This window comes from Acidithiobacillus sp. TH-A67 (assembly GCF_057473545.1).
Window position 1 is genome coordinate 1 of sequence record NZ_JBYCKU010000039.1, and the last position, 17,090, is coordinate 17,090.

15 protein-coding genes and 1 tRNA gene are annotated in these 17,090 nt (G+C 61.1%); 5 read left to right on the plus strand and 11 right to left on the minus strand.

The window, feature by feature from the left end; translation table 11 throughout:
* Positions 1 to 80: 80 nt before the first annotated feature.
* Genes AC2VNM_RS05835 through glnE form a run of 3 tightly spaced genes read right to left on the minus strand, consistent with a single transcriptional unit; the run spans position 81 to position 4,035 of the window.
* Positions 81 to 314, minus strand: a complete 234-nt coding sequence (locus AC2VNM_RS05835; RefSeq protein WP_483166579.1) for a zinc-finger domain-containing protein — start codon at positions 312 to 314, stop codon at positions 81 to 83.
* Positions 304 to 1,227, minus strand: coding sequence for a branched-chain amino acid transaminase (locus AC2VNM_RS05840; protein WP_483166580.1), 924 nt, complete (start codon positions 1,225 to 1,227; stop codon positions 304 to 306). The genes AC2VNM_RS05835 and AC2VNM_RS05840 overlap by 11 nt, the downstream gene beginning before the upstream one ends.
* 3 nt (positions 1,228 to 1,230) lie before the next feature.
* A complete protein-coding gene (gene glnE / locus AC2VNM_RS05845) occupies positions 1,231 to 4,035 on the minus strand; it encodes a bifunctional [glutamate--ammonia ligase]-adenylyl-L-tyrosine phosphorylase/[glutamate--ammonia-ligase] adenylyltransferase (RefSeq protein WP_483166581.1) in 2,805 nt (934 codons plus the stop codon).
* A 110-nt stretch (positions 4,036 to 4,145) separates the two neighbouring features.
* Here glnE and AC2VNM_RS05850 point away from each other — a divergent pair.
* Positions 4,146 to 4,232 (plus strand) — tRNA-Leu (locus AC2VNM_RS05850).
* A gap of 67 nt (positions 4,233 to 4,299) precedes the next feature.
* Positions 4,300 to 4,809, plus strand: coding sequence for a DUF3568 family protein (locus tag AC2VNM_RS05855; RefSeq protein ID WP_483166582.1), 510 nt, complete (start codon positions 4,300 to 4,302; stop codon positions 4,807 to 4,809).
* A gap of 8 nt (positions 4,810 to 4,817) precedes the next feature.
* Here the strand turns inward: AC2VNM_RS05855 and AC2VNM_RS05860 are convergent, their stop codons facing one another.
* From AC2VNM_RS05860 to purH, 5 genes are read right to left on the minus strand one after another with little or no spacing between them, the layout of a single operon-like run.
* Complete coding sequence (locus AC2VNM_RS05860; RefSeq protein ID WP_483166583.1) at positions 4,818 to 5,903, minus strand: quinone-dependent dihydroorotate dehydrogenase; 1,086 nt, start codon at positions 5,901 to 5,903, stop codon at positions 4,818 to 4,820.
* Positions 5,900 to 6,790 (minus strand): oxygen-dependent coproporphyrinogen oxidase, encoded by an 891-nt coding sequence (gene hemF, locus AC2VNM_RS05865; protein ID WP_483166584.1) that lies wholly within the window; start codon positions 6,788 to 6,790, stop codon positions 5,900 to 5,902. Before hemF ends, AC2VNM_RS05860 begins: the two co-directional genes overlap by 4 nt.
* Positions 6,790 to 7,353, minus strand: coding sequence for an L-threonylcarbamoyladenylate synthase (locus AC2VNM_RS05870; protein WP_483166585.1), 564 nt, complete (start codon positions 7,351 to 7,353; stop codon positions 6,790 to 6,792). Before AC2VNM_RS05870 ends, hemF begins: the two co-directional genes overlap by 1 nt.
* Before the next feature lie 8 nt (positions 7,354 to 7,361).
* On the minus strand, positions 7,362 to 8,621 hold the full coding sequence (gene purD, locus AC2VNM_RS05875; protein ID WP_483166586.1) for a phosphoribosylamine--glycine ligase: 1,260 nt from the start codon (positions 8,619 to 8,621) through the stop codon (positions 7,362 to 7,364).
* A gap of 13 nt (positions 8,622 to 8,634) precedes the next feature.
* A complete protein-coding gene (purH, locus tag AC2VNM_RS05880; RefSeq protein ID WP_483166587.1) occupies positions 8,635 to 10,206 on the minus strand; it encodes a bifunctional phosphoribosylaminoimidazolecarboxamide formyltransferase/IMP cyclohydrolase in 1,572 nt (523 codons plus the stop codon).
* 260 nt (positions 10,207 to 10,466) lie between these two features.
* Between purH and AC2VNM_RS05885 the strand changes: the two genes are divergently transcribed.
* The 3 genes from AC2VNM_RS05885 to AC2VNM_RS05895 are packed head-to-tail and all read left to right on the plus strand — an operon-like array spanning position 10,467 to position 14,179.
* On the plus strand, positions 10,467 to 11,042 hold the full coding sequence (locus AC2VNM_RS05885; protein WP_486913029.1) for a phosphoribosyltransferase family protein: 576 nt from the start codon (positions 10,467 to 10,469) through the stop codon (positions 11,040 to 11,042).
* Positions 11,039 to 12,685 (plus strand): sulfate adenylyltransferase, encoded by a 1,647-nt coding sequence (gene sat, locus AC2VNM_RS05890; RefSeq protein WP_483166589.1) that lies wholly within the window; start codon positions 11,039 to 11,041, stop codon positions 12,683 to 12,685. Before AC2VNM_RS05885 ends, sat begins: the two co-directional genes overlap by 4 nt.
* 3 nt (positions 12,686 to 12,688) lie before the next feature.
* Entirely contained in the window at positions 12,689 to 14,179 is a 1,491-nt protein-coding gene (locus AC2VNM_RS05895; protein ID WP_483166590.1) for an NFACT RNA binding domain-containing protein, read from the plus strand.
* Between the two features lie 747 nt (positions 14,180 to 14,926).
* On the opposite strand, the gene AC2VNM_RS05900 is transcribed toward AC2VNM_RS05895, so the two are convergent.
* The 3 genes from AC2VNM_RS05900 to amrB all read right to left on the minus strand — a co-directional run bounded on the left by AC2VNM_RS05900 (position 14,927) and on the right by amrB (position 17,069).
* On the minus strand, positions 14,927 to 15,298 hold the full coding sequence (locus AC2VNM_RS05900) for a hypothetical protein (protein WP_483166591.1): 372 nt from the start codon (positions 15,296 to 15,298) through the stop codon (positions 14,927 to 14,929).
* A 374-nt stretch (positions 15,299 to 15,672) separates the two neighbouring features.
* Positions 15,673 to 16,272 carry an AmmeMemoRadiSam system protein A gene (amrA, locus tag AC2VNM_RS05905; RefSeq protein ID WP_483166592.1) on the minus strand — a complete coding sequence of 200 codons (600 nt, stop codon included), beginning with the start codon at positions 16,270 to 16,272 and terminating at the stop codon, positions 15,673 to 15,675.
* Entirely contained in the window at positions 16,269 to 17,069 is an 801-nt protein-coding gene (amrB, locus tag AC2VNM_RS05910; protein ID WP_483166593.1) for an AmmeMemoRadiSam system protein B, read from the minus strand. Before amrB ends, amrA begins: the two co-directional genes overlap by 4 nt.
* Positions 17,070 to 17,090: the final 21 nt, after the last annotated feature.

Below are 17,090 nucleotides of genomic sequence, written 5' to 3' on the forward strand. Positions count from 1 at the left end.
CGCGGTGCAGGAAGGATATCTGGGACCAGATGCCTTTCTGCACTGGCTGGATGGGTCTTCCAGCCAGTAATGCGCGCCTGCTAGTGCCCGCTCTTGGCGAGCGGACCACCTTTCAGCAAATACAGCGTGCCGCAGTAAGGACAACGTGCCTCGCCGGTCTCCTCGATTTTGAGAAAGACCCGCGGGTGGCCGTTCCACGCCCCGCCGTGCGGACGTGGGCAGGCCAGCGGCAGCTCACTGGGATCGATCTCGACGAAACTTTGCGCGCAGCAGTGGATACCCTGGGAGTCGCGCTGGCCGGTTTCAGTCGACATAGTGCAGCCACTCGGGATGATCGTTGCGACGTCCCGCTACGGTGTCGAAGTAGCGGCTCTGCAGCGCTTCCGTGATCGGGCCACGCCGTCCATTGCCGATCTTGCGGTCATCGATTTCGCGGATGGGGGTCACCTCTGCAGCGGTACCGGTGAAGAAGGCCTCGTCGGCAATGTAGAATTCATCACGGGTGAGCTGTTTCTCGACGATCGGAATGCCGGCATCGCGGGCAAAGCGGAGAATCGTATCGCGGGTGATGCCTTCCAGAGCGCTGGTGAGAGTAGGGGTATACAGGATCCCGTCGCGTACCATGAAGACGTTCTCGCCGGAACCTTCCGCCACATAGCCCTCGCGGTCGAGGAGCAATGCCTCGTCGTAGCCGCCATTGTGCGCCTCGCGATGGGCCAGCATGGAGTTCATGTAGTTGCCGCTGGCCTTGGCCTTGCACAGATGAATATTGACATGGTGGCGACTGAAGGAGCTGACCTTGACGCGAATACCTCGCTCCAGCGCCTCCTGCCCTAGGTAACTGCCCCAGGGCCAGGCGGCGATCAGGCCATGCACCTTGAGGCCCTTGGCGGCCAGTCCCATGCCTTCCGAGCCGTAAAAAAAGAGCGGGCGGATATAGGCCGATTCCAGGCCATTGGCGCGGATGACTTCCTTGGTTGCCTCGTTGATCTCTTCCGGGGAAAACGACACGTCCATCTGCAGGATCTTGGCACTGTTGAAGAAACGTTTGGTGTGCTCTGGCAAACGGAAGATTGCAGCCCCGCGCTCCGTGGCATAGGCCCGCTCGCCTTCAAAGCAACCCAGCCCGTAATGCAGGGAATGGGTCAAGCCGTGCACCGTGGCTTCGCGCCAAGGAACGAGCTTGCCATCAAACCAAATGAAACCATCGCGATCTGCCATTGACATCGTTTACTCCTCAAGGGGCCCCAAGCCCAGTCGTATCGTCCATTCTTGCACCTGCCGTGCGGCATTGCGCAACATCACCAGCTGCGGATCGCCAGGCTCCAGTACCGGCGCCTCCAGGCGCAGCCAGCGGCGGTTTTCTGCATCGCGCAGGACACACCAGGCATCCAGTAAATCTTCCACGGCTCTCGCTTCCCAAAGTCCCGACTTGCCCAGCACCAGCAGGGCCTCGCGCGTTCCGGTTGGCGGCAGCAAAGCGGGATTGTCCGCAGAATGGGCAAGAATAGCAAACTGTACGAGAAATTCGATATCCAGCAAGGCACCGGGGCTCAGCTTCAGGTGAAAATGATCTTTGGCAATCGGCTTTTCCCGCGCAATGCGCTGGCGCATATCGCGAATCTCCCTGGCCAACACCTGCGGGTCGCGGTGACGCAGCAGAATCTCCTCGCGCAACGCGGTAAATTTCTGTCCCAGTCGTGCATCCCCGGCCAGGAAGCGGGCACGGGTGAGGGCCTGATGCTCCCAGGTCCAGGCCGACTCGCGCTGGTACTTGAGAAAAGCTGGTAGGGAACTCACCAAGGGGCCGGATTGCCCGCTGGGGCGCAGACGCATGTCGATTTCATAGAGGGTGCCGGCGCGAGTCAGGACCGTGAGAATATGAATGAGCTTTTGTCCGAGGCGGGCAAACCAAGCTGCAGCGTTGAGGGGAATCCGTCCATCGCTCTCTGATTCTGCTGGTGCGTCGTAGAGAAACACCAGATCGAGATCGGAGGCGAGACCCATTTCTCTGCCACCCAGCTTTCCGTAGGCGATGACGGCGAAAGGGGGCTCCGCGTAGCCTGGAAGGCCCCCATGTTGCTGCTGCATGGCCGCAACTGCCCAGGGGAGCGCGGTCTGCAAACAGAATGCCGCCAGCTCGCTAAGCTCCGGCAAAAGCCAGAGGATATCCCTTTTGCCGGACCAGAACGCACTCGCCATCAACAACATCTCGGTATTCTTGAAACGTCGCAGCAGATCCATCGCCTCTTCCAGATCGCGATCAGGGTCCTGCGTGAAGAGCTTCGGCCAGTCGCGTGCCGCCGCGGAACGCCCGCACAGTACATCTTCTAGCAAAGAGGGGAAACGGGTCAGTTCCTGGGCCAGCCAAGGGCTTTCCAGAAATTCCTCGAGGCGTTCCAGCCAATGGGGATTTTCTGCCAGGAGCGCGAGGTATTGCGCCTGTCCCAGCAGTGCATCGAGAAGCTGCAGATAGCGATGCAGCCGTTCACCGGCCGACGTTCCCCGGGCCAGACGCCGCAGAATGGCTGGCAGCAGGGTATCGAGCCGCGCCTGCCCGCGCTGGGAAAGCTGCAGAACCCGCCGACTGCGGGCGAAACGGCGCAACTCTAGCCAACTCTCCTTGGCCTCTGCCGCTGGAAGAAGGACACTCCAAGCGAGCGGGATGGTCTCGTCAATGGCATTACGGGCTGCGAGCCAGGTGATCTGCGCGGGATCTTCCTCATCGTTTGCCGCGGCTCCGGGTAGCGTCTGCAGGAATATTTCGTGCACCTGCTGGCGCCCGTGTGTAATTTCTGTTCGCAGGCTCTCGGGTTGGGCAAATTCCAGTGCACAAGCGAGACGTTGCCAGTCCAGGGCCTCTGTCGGAAGCCGTTGGGTCTGGCGGTCTTCGATCATTTGCAGAGCATGCTCTACCCGGCGCCAAAGGCGGTAATATTTGCGTAGAATTGCCACCGCATCCTTTGCTAGCAGACCTGCAGCGGAAAGATTTTCGAGGCTTTGCAGGGTATTGCGCTCGCGTAGGGTGAGTAGGCGTCCGCCGTGAATCAGCTGCAATGACTGCACGATGAACTCGATTTCGCGGATGCCGCCGAGCCCCTTCTTGATGTCCTGGCTGGCCTGTCCCTGCTCTGCATCCATCAAGGCCTTGACACGGCGCAGGCCAGCGAGGGCGGTAAAGTCCAGATAGCGTCGGTAGAGAAAGGGTTGCAGACGTTCCAGGATTTCCTCGCCAAAGACCAGATCCCCGGCGACCGGGCGAGCCTTGAGCAAGGCATAGCGCTCCCAGCTGCGGCCATGGTGATGGTAATACTGCTCCAGGGCGTCTCCTGTCACGCAGAGGGGGCCGGCATCGCCGAAGGGGCGCAGGCGCATGTCCACGCGAAAGACAAAGCCCTCGGCTCGCAGTTCTGCCAAGGCGCGAATCACCCATTGCCCCAGACGCTGGAAATAGCTGGGATTGTCCAGGGGCAGCGGGCCGTCGCTTTCGCCGGACGCGCCATAAACAAAGAGCAGGTCGATGTCAGAAGAGAGATTGAGTTCCCTGCCGCCCAGTTTGCCCATGCCAAAAATCACGAAAGGAACGCTGGCGCCGGCTTCATCACGGGGACTCCCATGGCGTTTTTGCAGGGCTTGTTGGCCATAGGCAAGGGCAGCCTGCAGGGATTCCTCTGCGAGATTGCTCAAGGCGAGCAGGGTTTCGTCGAGGGCGTCGGGGCCGCGCAGGTCCCGCCAGAGGATCTGCAACATGCGAAGCTGTCGGTGCCGGCGCAAAAGCGCCAGGAACTCCTCTTCGGGCATCTCCGCCGACCAGACGAGGGACGAGGGTGGGGCGGCCAGTTGTGCCATCCGGGCCGGCCGGCGCTCGAGTAGGCGGCGGGCGAAGGGGCTGGCGACGAGCAGGCGCTGCAGGCGCAGCTCTGTTTCCTGATCGCCAGAGTAAGCTTGCCGCAGTGCAGCGAGCGCGTCCTGCACCTTGGCGGCTTCGTCGGGAAAATTCGCAAGGTCCGCAAGGCAGAGTCTTTCGTCTTTCATGGCGCTTATCCCATCTTTTGCGATCTCTGTATCATGATGCCTGACTTACCACTCGTCTGTCTGTGCTTGTGCGAAAGGCCCCGCTCTTGCTAAACTTACCGGATATGTAAGCCGGGATGGCGGAATTGGTAGACGCGCCGGACTCAAAATCCGGTGGTGGTGACACCGTGTCGGTTCGACTCCGACTCTCGGTACCATGTTGAGGAAAAGCCCGGATCATCCGGGCTTTTTTGTGGCTGCAACGTTGTCTGCGGAGACCGAATCGTGCAAAAACTCATGCCTTATCGTTGGCTAGCGCTGGCCACCCTTGCTGCTGCGGTGCCACTGAGTGGCTGCGTTGCCCTGCTGGGCGCTGGTGCCGGGGCGGGAGCGGTTACCTACGTTGAAAATGGCGGAGTGGCGAACTATTACGCCTATTATCCGGTGTCTGTGGCGCGGGCATCCCAAGCGACGCAGGCCGCCTTTTCCCAGGTCGGTATCCAGTACCAGGGTATGATCCAGAAAACTCCTACCGAAGTCATGATCGAGGGCAGCGATGCCAAGGCGCAACGGGTGAAGGTGAATATCACCTCCATGGCCACCGATGTTAGCAAGGTCAATATCCGCGTTGGCACCTTTGGCGACAAGAAAGTCTCCCTGGACTTCCAGCGAGCGTTAGCCAGCCAGCTCGGCATGCAACCCACGGCGCAGGCGCCGGCATCGGTCACGCCACCTGCGGCACCGGCCCCAGCAGCCCCCGCTCCCCAAGAACAGCAGACGATCCCACTACAGTAAATTTCTGCTCATTGCGAATCCTGACCCACCGCTGCAGAAATGTTGGCAAAGCCGTCACGACGCAACAGCGTCGAGAGTTCTTCGGGGAAGGCGCGCAGCATTTGGCTGCCGCCCCAGATCCAGCCGCTATAACTCTGTACTAGACTGGCCCCCGCAAGAATCTTGGCGTAGGCGTCCGCCGCCGAAAAGATCCCGCCCACGCCAATGATCGGCAATCTGCCCTGACTGGCCCGGTAGACCTTCGCCACCACTTGCGTTGCCAGATCGCGTAGAGGGGCGCCACTCAGCCCCCCGGCCTGCTCGTCATGGGGCCAATGGATCGGGCGCGACAGGGTGGTATTGCCAACGATGAAGCCATCCAGCAGCGGCTCGTCTGCCAGTGCCAGCGCGCCGAGAGCAGCGATACCCTCGTCCTCCAGATCCGGGGCAATCTTCAACAGCAACGGCGCTGGCGCCTGCTGGCCCAGCGCCTCTCGACGAAGCTCCTGCAGGCGCTGGAGTAGGGGACGCAAATATTCCAGTTGTTGGAGTTGACGCAGACCTGGAGTGTTGGGGGAGCTGACATTGACCACCAGATAATCTGCGTAGGGTGCTAGGTAGCCTAGGACCTTTGCGTAATCCGCGACCGCGTTCTCCAGTTCCGTGTCTTTGTTTTTACCGAGATTGATCCCGAGGGGTACCGGCAGCGGTCCGGCGCTACGGATGTTCTCTGCCACCGCCTCCATGCCGCTGCTGGGAAAGCCCATGCGGTTGATCACTGCCTGTTCCTGCGGGTAGCGAAAGAGGCGGGGCCGGGGGTTCCCTGCCTGCGGCAGCGGCGTGACCGTACCAATTTCGAGAAAGGCAAAACCCATGGCGGCCAAGGCGGGTAGGGCGCGGGCGTCCTTGTCGAAGCCCGCCGCGAGACCAAGTGGATGGGCAAAGTCGAGCCCCCAGATCGTCTGTCGCAACCTTTCATCGAGGGAGGATGCCGGCCACAGGTGTGCGCGGGTGTGCGGCATGCGGCCTAGGGCTTCCAGAGCGCGCAAGGTCCACTCGTGCGCCCGCTCGGGGTCCTGCTGAAAGAGGATGCTGCGTAGCAGGGCCTCGATCATGCCCAGGCCTGCGGGGTGAGAAACTCCTCCTTGAGGCGTGCTTCCGGGCTGCCCGGCTCGCCCTGCCAGTCATATTCCCAGGCGGCGAGCGGTGGCAGGGACATCAGGATGCTTTCTGTGCGCCCCCCCGACTGTAGGCCGAAGAGGGTGCCGCGATCGTAGACCAGATTGAACTCCACGTAGCGCCCCCGACGCAGCAACTGAAACTGTCGCTCCCGTCCGCCATAGGGTAGGTCCCGGCGGCGCGCGGTAATCGGCAGGTAACTCGGCAGGAAGCTGCGCGCGACATCTTCCCAGAAGGCCTGCAAGGCAGCGCCGTCCCCCTGCAGGTCGTCGAAAAAGATACCGCCCACCCCGCGCATTTCGTTGCGGTGGCGAATGGTAAAGTACTCATCACACCATGCCTTGAAGCGTGGGTAAAAGGTGGAATCGTGCCGGTCGCAGGCGCTTTTGAGGGTACGATGAAAATGCTCGGCATCTTCCACAAAGCCATAGATGGGCGTGAGATCGGCACCACCGCCAAACCACCAGACATCTCCTGCCTGAAAGAAGCGGTAATTCATGTGGACGATGGGTACATAGGGATTGCGTGGATGCAGCACCAGGGATACGCCCAGGGCATGGAAGGGCTTGCCGGCGATCTGGGGACGATTGACCGTGGCCGATGGCGGTAGCTGTGCGCCAGAGACACGGGAAAAATTGACTCCGCCTTTTTCGAAGAGATCGCCGTCGCTAATCACCCGGGTACGGCCACCGCCTCCTTCGGCACGCTCCCAACGATCCTCGCGGAACTGCGCGACACCATCCGCTGCCGCGAGCTGGGTACAGATCTCATCCTGCAGGTTCAGTAAAAATGTTTCTAAGTCATCGGGTTGCGGGGTTGTCATCAGCCACTCCTGAGCACTTTGCCACTCCGGGCATCGAGAATGCGGCTGGGGCGACGGGCGCCCCCGAGCCGTGCAGGGAGCACCGTTATCCGGCGCCCAAAGTACCGTTGAACCTCGCGCAAGGAGCGCGCGGGTTTCTTGCCTGCGGGATTGGCGCTGGTGGAAACAATGGCGCCGCCAAATGCCGCACTGAGACGTTGCACCCCAGGATGGGCGCTGACGCGCAAAGCGATGCCGCTGTGCCGGCCACGAATCCACTGGGGGCAATAGGCGCGGGCGGGCAGGACCAGGGTAGTGCCTGGCCAATAGGTAACCGGATCCAGGGCCAGAGGTAGTCCATCCTGGTAATACTTGCGGGCGTGCCGCTCCTGCCCGGTGATGAGCAGGACCCCTTTTTTCTGAGGTCGTCGCTTGGTTTGCAGAATCTTGCGGAAGGCGCGCAACTGCCGGGGATCGCAACCGAGGCCCCAGACCCCTTCGGTAGGGTAGGCAAGTATCCCACCGCCACGCAGACAGGCCACGGCCCGGCGCAGATCCTGGCGGCGTGGGCTGCGCGGTAGCATATCTTGCGTCAGGCGCGATTGCGCGCGCGCCAGCCGATGTCCTGGCGCAACTGCTTGCCGGGCCAGCGAATCTTGGCCGCCAGGGCATAGGCGCGCTGCTGCGCCTGCGCAACGCTGTCGCCCAGGGTCGTAACGCCCAAGACTCGTCCGCCAGCGGTGACGATGCCGCTATCCTGAGTGCGTGTGCCGGCGTGAAAGACCTTGCCATCCTCGGCCTCGGCCTGCGGCAGCCCGAGGATGGCGCTACCACTTTGCACCGCATCGGGATAGCCAGGCGCGGCAAGGACCACACAGAGAGCGGTACGCGGGTCCCAGTCGAGAGTGGCGGGGAGGGGATCGGCAGAGGCCGCAGCCTGCAAGACCGGGTACAGATCCGAGCGCAGGCGAAAAAGCAGGGGCTGGGTTTCCGGATCGCCGAGACGGCAGTTGAATTCCAGCACCTTCGGGCCGCTTGCGGTCATCATCAGGCCGGCATAGAGAAAGCCACGGTAACTCAGACCCTCTTGCTGCAGGGCGCGGGCCATGGGCTGCATGATCTCGCGGCGCACCCGCTCGCTCATTGCCGTGTCCAGGACCGGGGTGGGGGAGTAGGCCCCCATGCCGCCGGTGTTCGGTCCCTGATCGCCATCGCGCAGACGCTTGTGGTCCTGCGAGCCGGCCAGGGGCAATACCTGCCCGTCACTGAGGATGGCGATGAAGCTGGCCTCCTCACCTTCGAGAAATTCTTCCAGCAGGACCGGACCCCAGGCCAGGAAACGTTGCAGCGCTTCGTTGGCCTCCGCGCGGGTCTGAGCGATGACCACACCCTTACCGCTCGCCAGGCCGTCAGCTTTGACGACCATGGGCAGGGCGCAGGTCTGCAGAAACTCCTGTCCGGTGGCGAGAGAGGTAATGCGACGATAGGCGGCGGTGGGGATGCCGTGGCGCTCCATGAACTCTTTGGCGAAGGCCTTGCTCCCTTCCAGGTGCGCCGCTGCAGCGTTGGGGCCAAAGACCGCGATGCCGCTGCGCCGCAGGGCATCGGCCACGCCGGCCACCAGAGGGGCTTCCGGCCCGATCACCACTAATGACACGCCGGCCTTATGCGCTGCGGCCACGATATCGGCGCTGACTACCGGCGATAGATCCAGATTACGGCACTTGGGCTCCTCTGCGGTACCCGGGTTGCCAGGAACGCAAATGACTTCCGCTATCTCGGCGGACTGTGCCAGTTTCCAGGCGATGGCATGCTCACGACCACCCCCCCCCAATACCATGACCTTCTGCATTGCCGTCTCCTTCTCAGCCATGCCGGAAGTGGCGCACGCTGGTGAAGACCATCGCTATGCCATGTTCGTTGGCACTGGCGATGACCTCTTCATCGCGAATCGAGCCGCCGGGCTGGATGATCGCCTTGACGCCCGCCGCAGCGGCGGCATCCACTCCATCACGGAAGGGGAAAAAGGCATCCGAGGCCAGAGCCGCGCCCTGCAGCGAAAAACCCAGTTCTTCCGCCTTGGCAGCACCGCAGCGGGCGGCATCCACACGACTCATCTGCCCGGCTCCCACTCCTAGGGTGCGTCCAGCGTTGGCGTAGACAATGGCATTGGAGCGCACATGTTTGGCAATTTTCCAGGCAAAGCGGAGATCGCGATATTCGTCGGTGCTGGGTTCGCGTGCCGTCACTATCCGCCACTGACCCTCGTCCTCGACGAGATCATCAAAGTCCTGCAGCAATAAACCGCCACGTACCCGTTTGAAGTCCCAGGCATTGGCCTGGCGCCATTGCTGCGGATCGCCAAAGGCCAGCACCCGGAGATTTTTCTTGCGCGCCAGGATGTCTGCTGCCTCGCGCGTGACTTCCGGGGCGAGAACGACCTCAATAAAGGACTCCGTCATCGCCTGGGCAAGCACTGCATCGATGCTGCAATTGCAGGCAATGACGCTGCCAAAGGCGGATACCGGGTCGGCGGACCAGGCGCGGGCGAAGGCGTCGGCGGCATCTCGACCGATGGCGGCACCGCAAGGATTGCCATGTTTGATGATGGCACAGGCGGGTTCGGCAAATTCGAGCACCAGATTGACTGCAGCGTCGCTGTCACCCAGATTGTTGTAGGAGAGCTCCTTGCCCTGCAACTGCTGGGCATGGGCCAGACCAGAGCCGCTGGCATCGGCATAAAAAGCCGCCTGCTGGTGGGGGTTTTCGCCATAGCGCAGTCCCTGTTTCTGTTCGAGCTGCAGGGTCAGGATGCGCGGAAACACATCCGCTTCCCCGGGATCGTCGAGATGCCGGGAGAGGTGATTGGCGATCAGGCCATCATAGCGGGCGGTATGGGCGAAGACCTTGACCGCCAGACGAAAGCGTAGCTTGGCCCCCACGCCACCGCGGCTCTGTTCCATTTCCCGCAGCACCAGCTCATAGTCTGCGGGATCGACCACAACGGTCACCCCTTCCCAATTCTTGGCACCGGCACGCAACATGGTGGGTCCGCCGATATCGATCTGTTCGATGGCTTCCTCCAGGGTGACACCGGGCCGGGCGATGGTCGCCTCGAAGGGATAGAGATTGACGCAGAGCAGATCGATGGGCGGAATGCCCTCGCGGCGCATGTCCTCCTGATGCTGCGGGTCATCGCGGCGGGCGAGCAGGCCACCATGAATTTTGGGGTGCAAGGTCTTCAGCCGGCCTTCGAGCATTTCCGGAAAACCGGTGTAGTCGGCAACCTCGATGACGGTCAGGCCGGCCTCCCGCAGCAGGCGGGCAGTGCCGCCGGTAGAAAGGAGTTCAACCCCGTGGGCGGCTAGATTGCGCGCAAATTCTACCACGCCGGTTTTGTCGGAAACGCTGATGAGAGCCCTTGTGATACCGCCCATGTGACCTCTTGTCTGCCTGTCGTCCGCGGGACGATGAAATAAAAAAGGTACGATCAGGAAACCTGTCGTACCCAAACCTCCTGATGGAGGGAGCGTTACGTCCACATCGCCAGGGGCGATGGAATGAGTGAATGATATACCTGGAACGAGAGCTGTGCAATAGCCATGAGGAGAAATGGATGGAAACAAGCGAATGCTTGGGCAGTGTGGCCAGTCGTGGCAAACTGGCGCTCTCCAAAAGCGAACAGGATAGGCCCTCAATGCAGAATTCCCTCCCTCAGGAAAGTCACAGCTTGCGCATCGGCGCGGTGCAGCGCGACCTCCCGCTCTTTGCCGTCAGCCCGGAACTAGCGATTGCCGTACTCAACATCCTAGGTGACACAGAACTCTGCGAAGCCGCTGCCGATGCCCTGAGCAAAGAGTTGGGCGCCCACGAATATGTGGCCCTGGTCACTGCCGAGGCGAAGAGCATTCCGTTGGCCTACGCGCTTTCCTTACGGACGCAGAAACCCTACGTGGTGCTGCGCAAGACGTACAAGTCCTACATGGGAGATGCGTTGCAGGCTTCGACCCTGTCGATCACCACCGGCAAACCGCAGACCCTGTATCTCGATGCCAAGGACCGCACGCTGCTTGCGGGTCAGCCAGTGGTACTGGTGGATGACGTGATCAGTACCGGTTCGACGCTGGAGGCCATGCGTGCTCTGATGGTCGAGGCGCAGGCGCGGATCGCCGCCGTGGCGACGATCTGCACCGAAGGGGAGCGGCCGCAACTGGCGGAACCCTTGCTGTCGCTGGCGCATCTCCCTCTCTTTCCCTTGCAGACCGCATCATGAGTAGCGACGTAGCCGTTCAAGTGTTGAGCGCGCGCCAGCGCTGCGATCTGGAGCTGCTGCTCAATGGCGCCTTTGCACCTTTGCGGGGCTTTATGGATCAGGCAAGCTGGGAGTCGGTGCTGACGCAGATGCGCCTGCCCGACGGCAGCCTCTGGCCCATCCCCATCACCCTCGAACTAAGCGATCACCTGGCGCAGAGTCTGGAAGCGGGAGCAACACTGCGCCTCGACCGGGAAGACGGTACGCCTCTGGCGCGATTGCGAGTGAGCGAATGCTATCGTCCCGACCGCCGGCGGGAGGCGTTGCTGGTCTATGGCAGCGACGACCGCAGGCATCCCGGGGTGGCGCAGATTCTCGATTTGCCTCCGTGGAATGTTGCCGGCACTGTGGAGCCCTGGGAAGATGATGCTCTGCGGCGCGCTGCAGCGGTGGAATTCCCCCCGGAATACCGCTATCCCGAAGAAATCCGCGAGCTGGCGACTGGGCGCCCCCTGCTTGCCTTTCAGACCAGAAACCCCTTGCATCATGCGCATATCGCCATCACCCAGGCGGCACTGGCGGAGTTGGGGGAGGCGGCCCGTCTGCTGCTGCACCCGGCTATCGGCCCGACTAAGCCCGGCGATGTGGACGCGGCGGCGCGCATGCGCGCTTATCGTGCCGTGCTGCCCCATTATCCGGCGCAGCGGGTGTTGCTCTCCCCGCTACCCCTGGCGATGCGCATGGCCGGCCCCCGCGAGGCGCTTTGGCATGCGCTGATCCGTCGCAATCATGGCGCCACCCACTTCGTCGTCGGGCGCGCCCATGCCGACCCGGGGCACCCCGAGCAGGGGAGCTGGTATCCGCCCTTTGCCGCGCAGGAGTTGCTGGAAGAGCATCGGAGCGAACTGGGCATAGTGCCCGTCCTCCTGCCGGAGTATGCCTACTCCGCCAAACGACGCGCCTATGTGCCACGGGCCGAGGCCAATGGCGAGCGCCTGGCCGAGTTGTCGGGCACGGAGTTGCGGCGGCGTCTGGCGGCCAATGAAGAAATCCCGGAATGGTTTTCCCCCCCCGAGGTCATCCGCATCCTGCGTCAGGCCTATCGCGGTGCCGACCGGCGTGGGCTGGTGGTCTGGTTTACCGGGCTCTCCGCCAGCGGCAAAAGCACCCTGGCGGGAATGCTGGCGCGCCGCCTGGAAAGCCACGATTCGCGCGCGGTGACCCTGCTCGATGGTGATGTCGTACGTCGTTTTCTCTCCAAGGGGCTGGGGTTCAGCCGCGAAGACCGCGATGAAAACATCCGCCGTATCGGCTTTGTGGCGAGCCTCATCGCCCGTCATGGTGGCATCGCCCTGGTTGCCGCCATCTCGCCGTATCGGCATGCTCGTGCTGAGGCACGCAGACTGGTGGAAGAGGCCGGCGGGCTCTTTGTCGAGGTGCATGTGGCGACGCCGCTCGCCGTTTGCGCGCAACGCGATCCCAAAGGACTCTATGCCCGTGCCCAACGCGGCGAAATTACCGCATTTACCGGGGTAAGCGATCCCTACGAAGAACCGGAGGCACCGGAGCTGCGTCTGGATACCAGTCAGTCGAAGGATGCCGATGCCCTCGATGCTCTCTGGCACTACCTACAGGCGGCGGGCGTGTTGCGGTTACAGCCCTAGCTCGTGGACACGCTGCAGCTCTTTGCCGCGGCGCGCTGTCTGCAGGAGGATTTCGCGCAGCAGAGTTTGCGGGGTATCGCCGTAGAGCGTGGCACGGCGGTACTGCATTTTGCCCGCAAGCGCCTGCATCTGGCCTACCAAGCGTCTCCCCTGGGGCTGTACTGGAGCGAGGCGGCGTCCGCGGTCCCCAAGCCCGCGGGTTCGGCGGCCCTGTTGGGACAAAAGCTTGCCGGTTTCCGTCTGCTTGCCATCGAAGTCCCCTGGGCCGACCGTATATTGAGACTGCAGTTCCGTCATACCGGTCTCGATCGGCAAGAACGCCATTGGCAGCTGCTGGCCGAGTGTTTTGGTGGCAAGGGTGCGTTGCTCTTGCTGGACGAAAAGGATCAGATCCACTGGTCTTCGCGCTGGGATTCTCTCGATCAGGGGGCAGGTCGGATTCTGCCGCAAGCCAGGTACCAGCCGCCTGCCGCAACGTCGCGCTGGGACGCGATTGAAAATCCCGTTTTTTTGCTGCATCCGGCCCGCCGCGAGGCTCTGAGCGGTGGCGATACCCCGGCGCGGATCGATTGCGTCCTGCACGGTCCAGTTTGTGCCGACTGGTGGCAGTCGCGCGGGCAGGAATCCTATCCCCTTGCTGTTGAGCCCTTGGCAGTCGCCCTGCCGGTCCGTGCGGCCACGCATTGGCAGGAGCCACAGGCTGCCAGTCGCGCACCGGAAGCCGCGACCGTAGAACAGGCGCGGCAGCGGGAGGAGCGGCGCTTACAGCGTCGTCTGCAGCGGCTGCAGGCCGATCTGCTGCGCTGGCAGAGCACGCCGACGGAGGATCGTCGCCAGGCGACGGCGCTCTTCACCTTGCCCGATCGCGTACACCCGGGCGGCGTGTTGCAGGTGCCCGAGTACCGTCCCGATGGCGTCGGCCAGATAGGGCTGGATATCCCTGCGGGAAAATCCCTCCACGACCACGCGCGGGACCTCCTCCGGCGTGCACAGCGGGCGCAGCGCGCAGAGCAGCGCATCCGCGCAGAGATTGCCGCGGTGGAACAGGCACTGGCCGCCTTGCCCAGTCGGCTCTCTGCCCCGCCCAGCGTATCCACTCCCGGCAAAAAGCAGCGCCCGCAAACGCGTTTGCAAGGCATCGAAGAGCGGCTGGTGGAGGGCTTTACCATCCTCTGGGGGAAAAACGCGCGCGCTAACGAATACCTGACATTTCGATTGGGACGACCGCAGGATCTGTGGCTGCACGTGCAGGATCTGCAGGGCAGTCATGTGCTGATCCGCCGCTCTCATCCCCAGCAGGTCGTTCCTCCCGAGATATTGCGCGCCGCCGCCGAAATCGCGTTGCAGCATAGCGATTCGCAGGCCTTGAGCGCGGAAGTGGACTGGACCGAACTGCGCCACGTAAGCCGCCACCCGCAGGGTGGGCAGGGGCGCGTCCTGTACCGGCAATTTCAGACCCTGCGCGTGCGCCGGCCCGGGAGCGCAAGGCACTGACGGGGCTAATCCCGAACGCGCATCCGGCTCGCTCGGGCATCCACCGCACAAAACTTTACTATTCCCAGTCCTCATCCCGTTTTTTTGGCTTTTTGGAAGCCCTATAGCCGACGAATATCACCGCAGCGAGAAAAATAAGAGCCAGTATCGTTCCCATGTGCACCTCCTAGCAATGCCATTTCTGGCCATTTGCAAAACGTGATTGTAATGTTGGTAAAGCTTGATGGCGGTGAATACGCCCTTCGCGTACAGTAACCAGATGACGTAGCGCTTCTACCAGTGAAAGTCCTCTGGCCAGCTTTTCCGTAGCTCCAAGTCAAGTCCGACGCTCTGCCAGGTTATGGCAAAGGCGGCGTGGTAATTTCTATAACCGGCAGTTGAGCGTTTGCCGGCTGCGCTCGAGCTGCATTGATCGCCTCATCCTTACTATTGTAATGAAACGGACTATAGTTCACTGCAGAGGTTCGGCAGATACGAAAACGCCATGCTTGACCCTGTCCTTGTACTACTGGATAGACTTCGATATGAGATTTCATAGTTATTTCCCTCTCTTTGCCCCCATAGGCCAGCCACACCATCTATGGATACCCCCACTACCAGCCGTGGCGTCGCCATTCGTAGCTGAATCCTTCCTCCACATGCCCTCTGGGAATTGTTGGCTCCATAGGTGGCAAAGGCCACAAATAGGCCATTTCTTTATCAAGCTATAGCCATCGCGCTATCTGTTGCCATCCCCGGCTAAACAACCTAGTCCATTTCCTGGTGTTGATCTGTAGAACAATAATGAACAGGTTGCCAAGTGGATACGGTGATTCTTGGAGTTTGTTCACTATGCCGGACCACACCGAGTTTATCCCTGAGCATGATATTCAAATATTGCTCGACACATAGCAAAGAAAGGGTCTCCACCTCCGCACATCGGGCACCAATCCATTGTTTAACCTTGTGTGCATTTCCGAGGTGTACGCATAGTTGATCAAAAATAGAAGCGGGAATTATGATCTTTTGGTAACGACCAGATGATGTCAGGAAATCAAGAGCAACACTTGCAGAAAGATGATAAGGAGCGGACCGGAATTGCTTATTTGCAACCTGTTGCGATTTTTCTACAGTGCCCATTATGCCTCCTTATTGATACTTATACAGGTCTGACTAGTCGTCCGGAGCGAAACGGCCAGCTCTACATTTACTTACTCGCGGTTTTCAGTATAGCGTAGAATTCGACTTGTGCAAGCCGAAATCAGGGCGCACATTTCCAATGTAATGTAAGAAAATTATTATATTATGTTTTACGATAAATCCAATGAAGGTAGCGTTACAGACGGTTTCAATTTTGTATCAGCGGACTACCACTTTTTTCGAGGATGGATTTCATCGGTTCCATGCACACCCATTGGATGAGCTGAGCCAGAGCGCATTATTTCAATAAAAAAAGTGTTGGCATAGATTTCGAGCAGCACACTCACGGATTCAGGAAATATGAACGGCCTAGCCTAGCGTGAAGTGGAAAAATTCATCGACCCAATATGGTTGCCATATTGAAGAGATTCTGAATCAATTTCCTCTACACGATACCGCCAGGCGCGCATCCCCTCCTGCCATCCATGCTCCGGGAGGCCCGCCTTGCGTTTGAGGTGCAGGAGAAAATCTTCCGGCTTGGGCAGTTGTTTCCAAACTGAGGGTAAAAACGTGGCCCGGTGGCCCTGCGCCTCGATGATCAGGCCGTCTTTGCTGGGCTCGAGGCTTTGCAGTAGTTCGGCTTCGGATTGCACGGCCAGGGGCTCGGGCATGCTGAGAAGGGAAATGTGGATGTCGAGCTGGTCCAGCTCAAAACGCTCTACCGGTGGAAAACGCAGGTCGCGGAAGGCTGCGTTGAAGGCGTTTTCGGCCACATCCACCACCAGTGGCTGGACCGCCTGTAGATGGCCGATGCAGCCACGCAATCCACCCTGCTTGTTGAGAGTCACGAAGCTCGCACGATCGACTTGCCATTCCTTTGGATAATCCTCCACCCGCACCGGCAGCGGGCGACCATGTTCGAGCCCATAGGCGATGGAGCGGCGGGCCAGTTCAATCAGAGGATGTGTACTCATGCCGTATCCTCGTACAGCGCCCAGGCGCCATAGCCTACCACCTGATCCCGCGGTCCGGCGGTGTCACCCGAGTTGCGCAGGTCCAGGCGCTCGATGCGCATGTGCCGCTTGCGGGCGAGTTCCAGCAGTCCTCCCAAGGGTATACGCCCGCAGGCCTGCTCGTAGTGGATGGCCTCGGGTTGCAGCGCCTCGATGACCTCGGCGGTCCGCTTATCCAGACGGCGCGCCGTGGCATAATCGAGATAGTGGCTGAGGTCAGTGCTGATGACGATCAAGGTCTCCGGCCCGCCCCAGAGGCGCTCGAGTACCTCGGCTACCTCTGCATAGGTGGCGTCCCCAACCAGCAGCGGCACTACGCTGAAATCACCCAGCATACGCTGCAGAAAGGGCAGATGTACCTCGAGAGAATGTTCCGGTTCGTGCGGAATGTCCGACTGGATCACCTGCGGCAGATTGGCAATGGCCTGCAGCGCATCCTGGTTCACCGGCACTGTGCCGAGCGGCGTGGCAAAGGTATCGGCCTCCGGTACGGCCAAACCGCGCAGGCGGACGTAATGGGCTGGACCGAGCAGCACCACACGGGAGATTTGGCCGCGCAAGCCGCTCAAGTGCGCATAGGCCTTGCCGGCCACCGCTCCGGAATAGATATATCCGGCATGCGGGGCGATCAGGACCTTGGGATGAGGTTGTTTGGAAACATCAATGGATGGAATAAAGGCATCGAGTTGATGCCGCAGCTCGGTGATACGGGCCGGGTAGAAACGTCCGGCCACGGCAGGTGGTCGAATATGAGACATGGTCGATACCTCTTCGAAGGG

What these genes read in the sequence shown, in the direction of transcription:
- AC2VNM_RS05835 (WP_483166579.1), bottom strand. Translation starts at nt 314, where the DNA reads ATGTCGACTGAAACCGGCCAGCGCGACTCCCAGGGTATCCACTGCTGC.
- glnE (WP_483166581.1), bottom strand. Translation starts at nt 4,035, where the DNA reads ATGAAAGACGAAAGACTCTGCCTTGCGGACCTTGCGAATTTTCCCGAC.
- sat (WP_483166589.1), top strand. Translation starts at nt 11,039, where the DNA reads ATGAGTAGCGACGTAGCCGTTCAAGTGTTGAGCGCGCGCCAGCGCTGC.
- amrB (WP_483166593.1), bottom strand. Translation starts at nt 17,069, where the DNA reads ATGTCTCATATTCGACCACCTGCCGTGGCCGGACGTTTCTACCCGGCC.
- hemF (WP_483166584.1), bottom strand. Translation starts at nt 6,790, where the DNA reads ATGACAACCCCGCAACCCGATGACTTAGAAACATTTTTACTGAACCTG.
- AC2VNM_RS05840 (WP_483166580.1), bottom strand. Translation starts at nt 1,227, where the DNA reads ATGTCAATGGCAGATCGCGATGGTTTCATTTGGTTTGATGGCAAGCTC.
- AC2VNM_RS05885 (WP_486913029.1), top strand. Translation starts at nt 10,467, where the DNA reads ATGCAGAATTCCCTCCCTCAGGAAAGTCACAGCTTGCGCATCGGCGCG.
- AC2VNM_RS05860 (WP_483166583.1), bottom strand. Translation starts at nt 5,903, where the DNA reads ATGATCGAGGCCCTGCTACGCAGCATCCTCTTTCAGCAGGACCCCGAG.
- purH (WP_483166587.1), bottom strand. Translation starts at nt 10,206, where the DNA reads ATGGGCGGTATCACAAGGGCTCTCATCAGCGTTTCCGACAAAACCGGC.
- AC2VNM_RS05900 (WP_483166591.1), bottom strand. Translation starts at nt 15,298, where the DNA reads ATGGGCACTGTAGAAAAATCGCAACAGGTTGCAAATAAGCAATTCCGG.
- AC2VNM_RS05870 (WP_483166585.1), bottom strand. Translation starts at nt 7,353, where the DNA reads ATGCTACCGCGCAGCCCACGCCGCCAGGATCTGCGCCGGGCCGTGGCC.
- purD (WP_483166586.1), bottom strand. Translation starts at nt 8,621, where the DNA reads ATGCAGAAGGTCATGGTATTGGGGGGGGGTGGTCGTGAGCATGCCATC.
- amrA (WP_483166592.1), bottom strand. Translation starts at nt 16,272, where the DNA reads ATGAGTACACATCCTCTGATTGAACTGGCCCGCCGCTCCATCGCCTAT.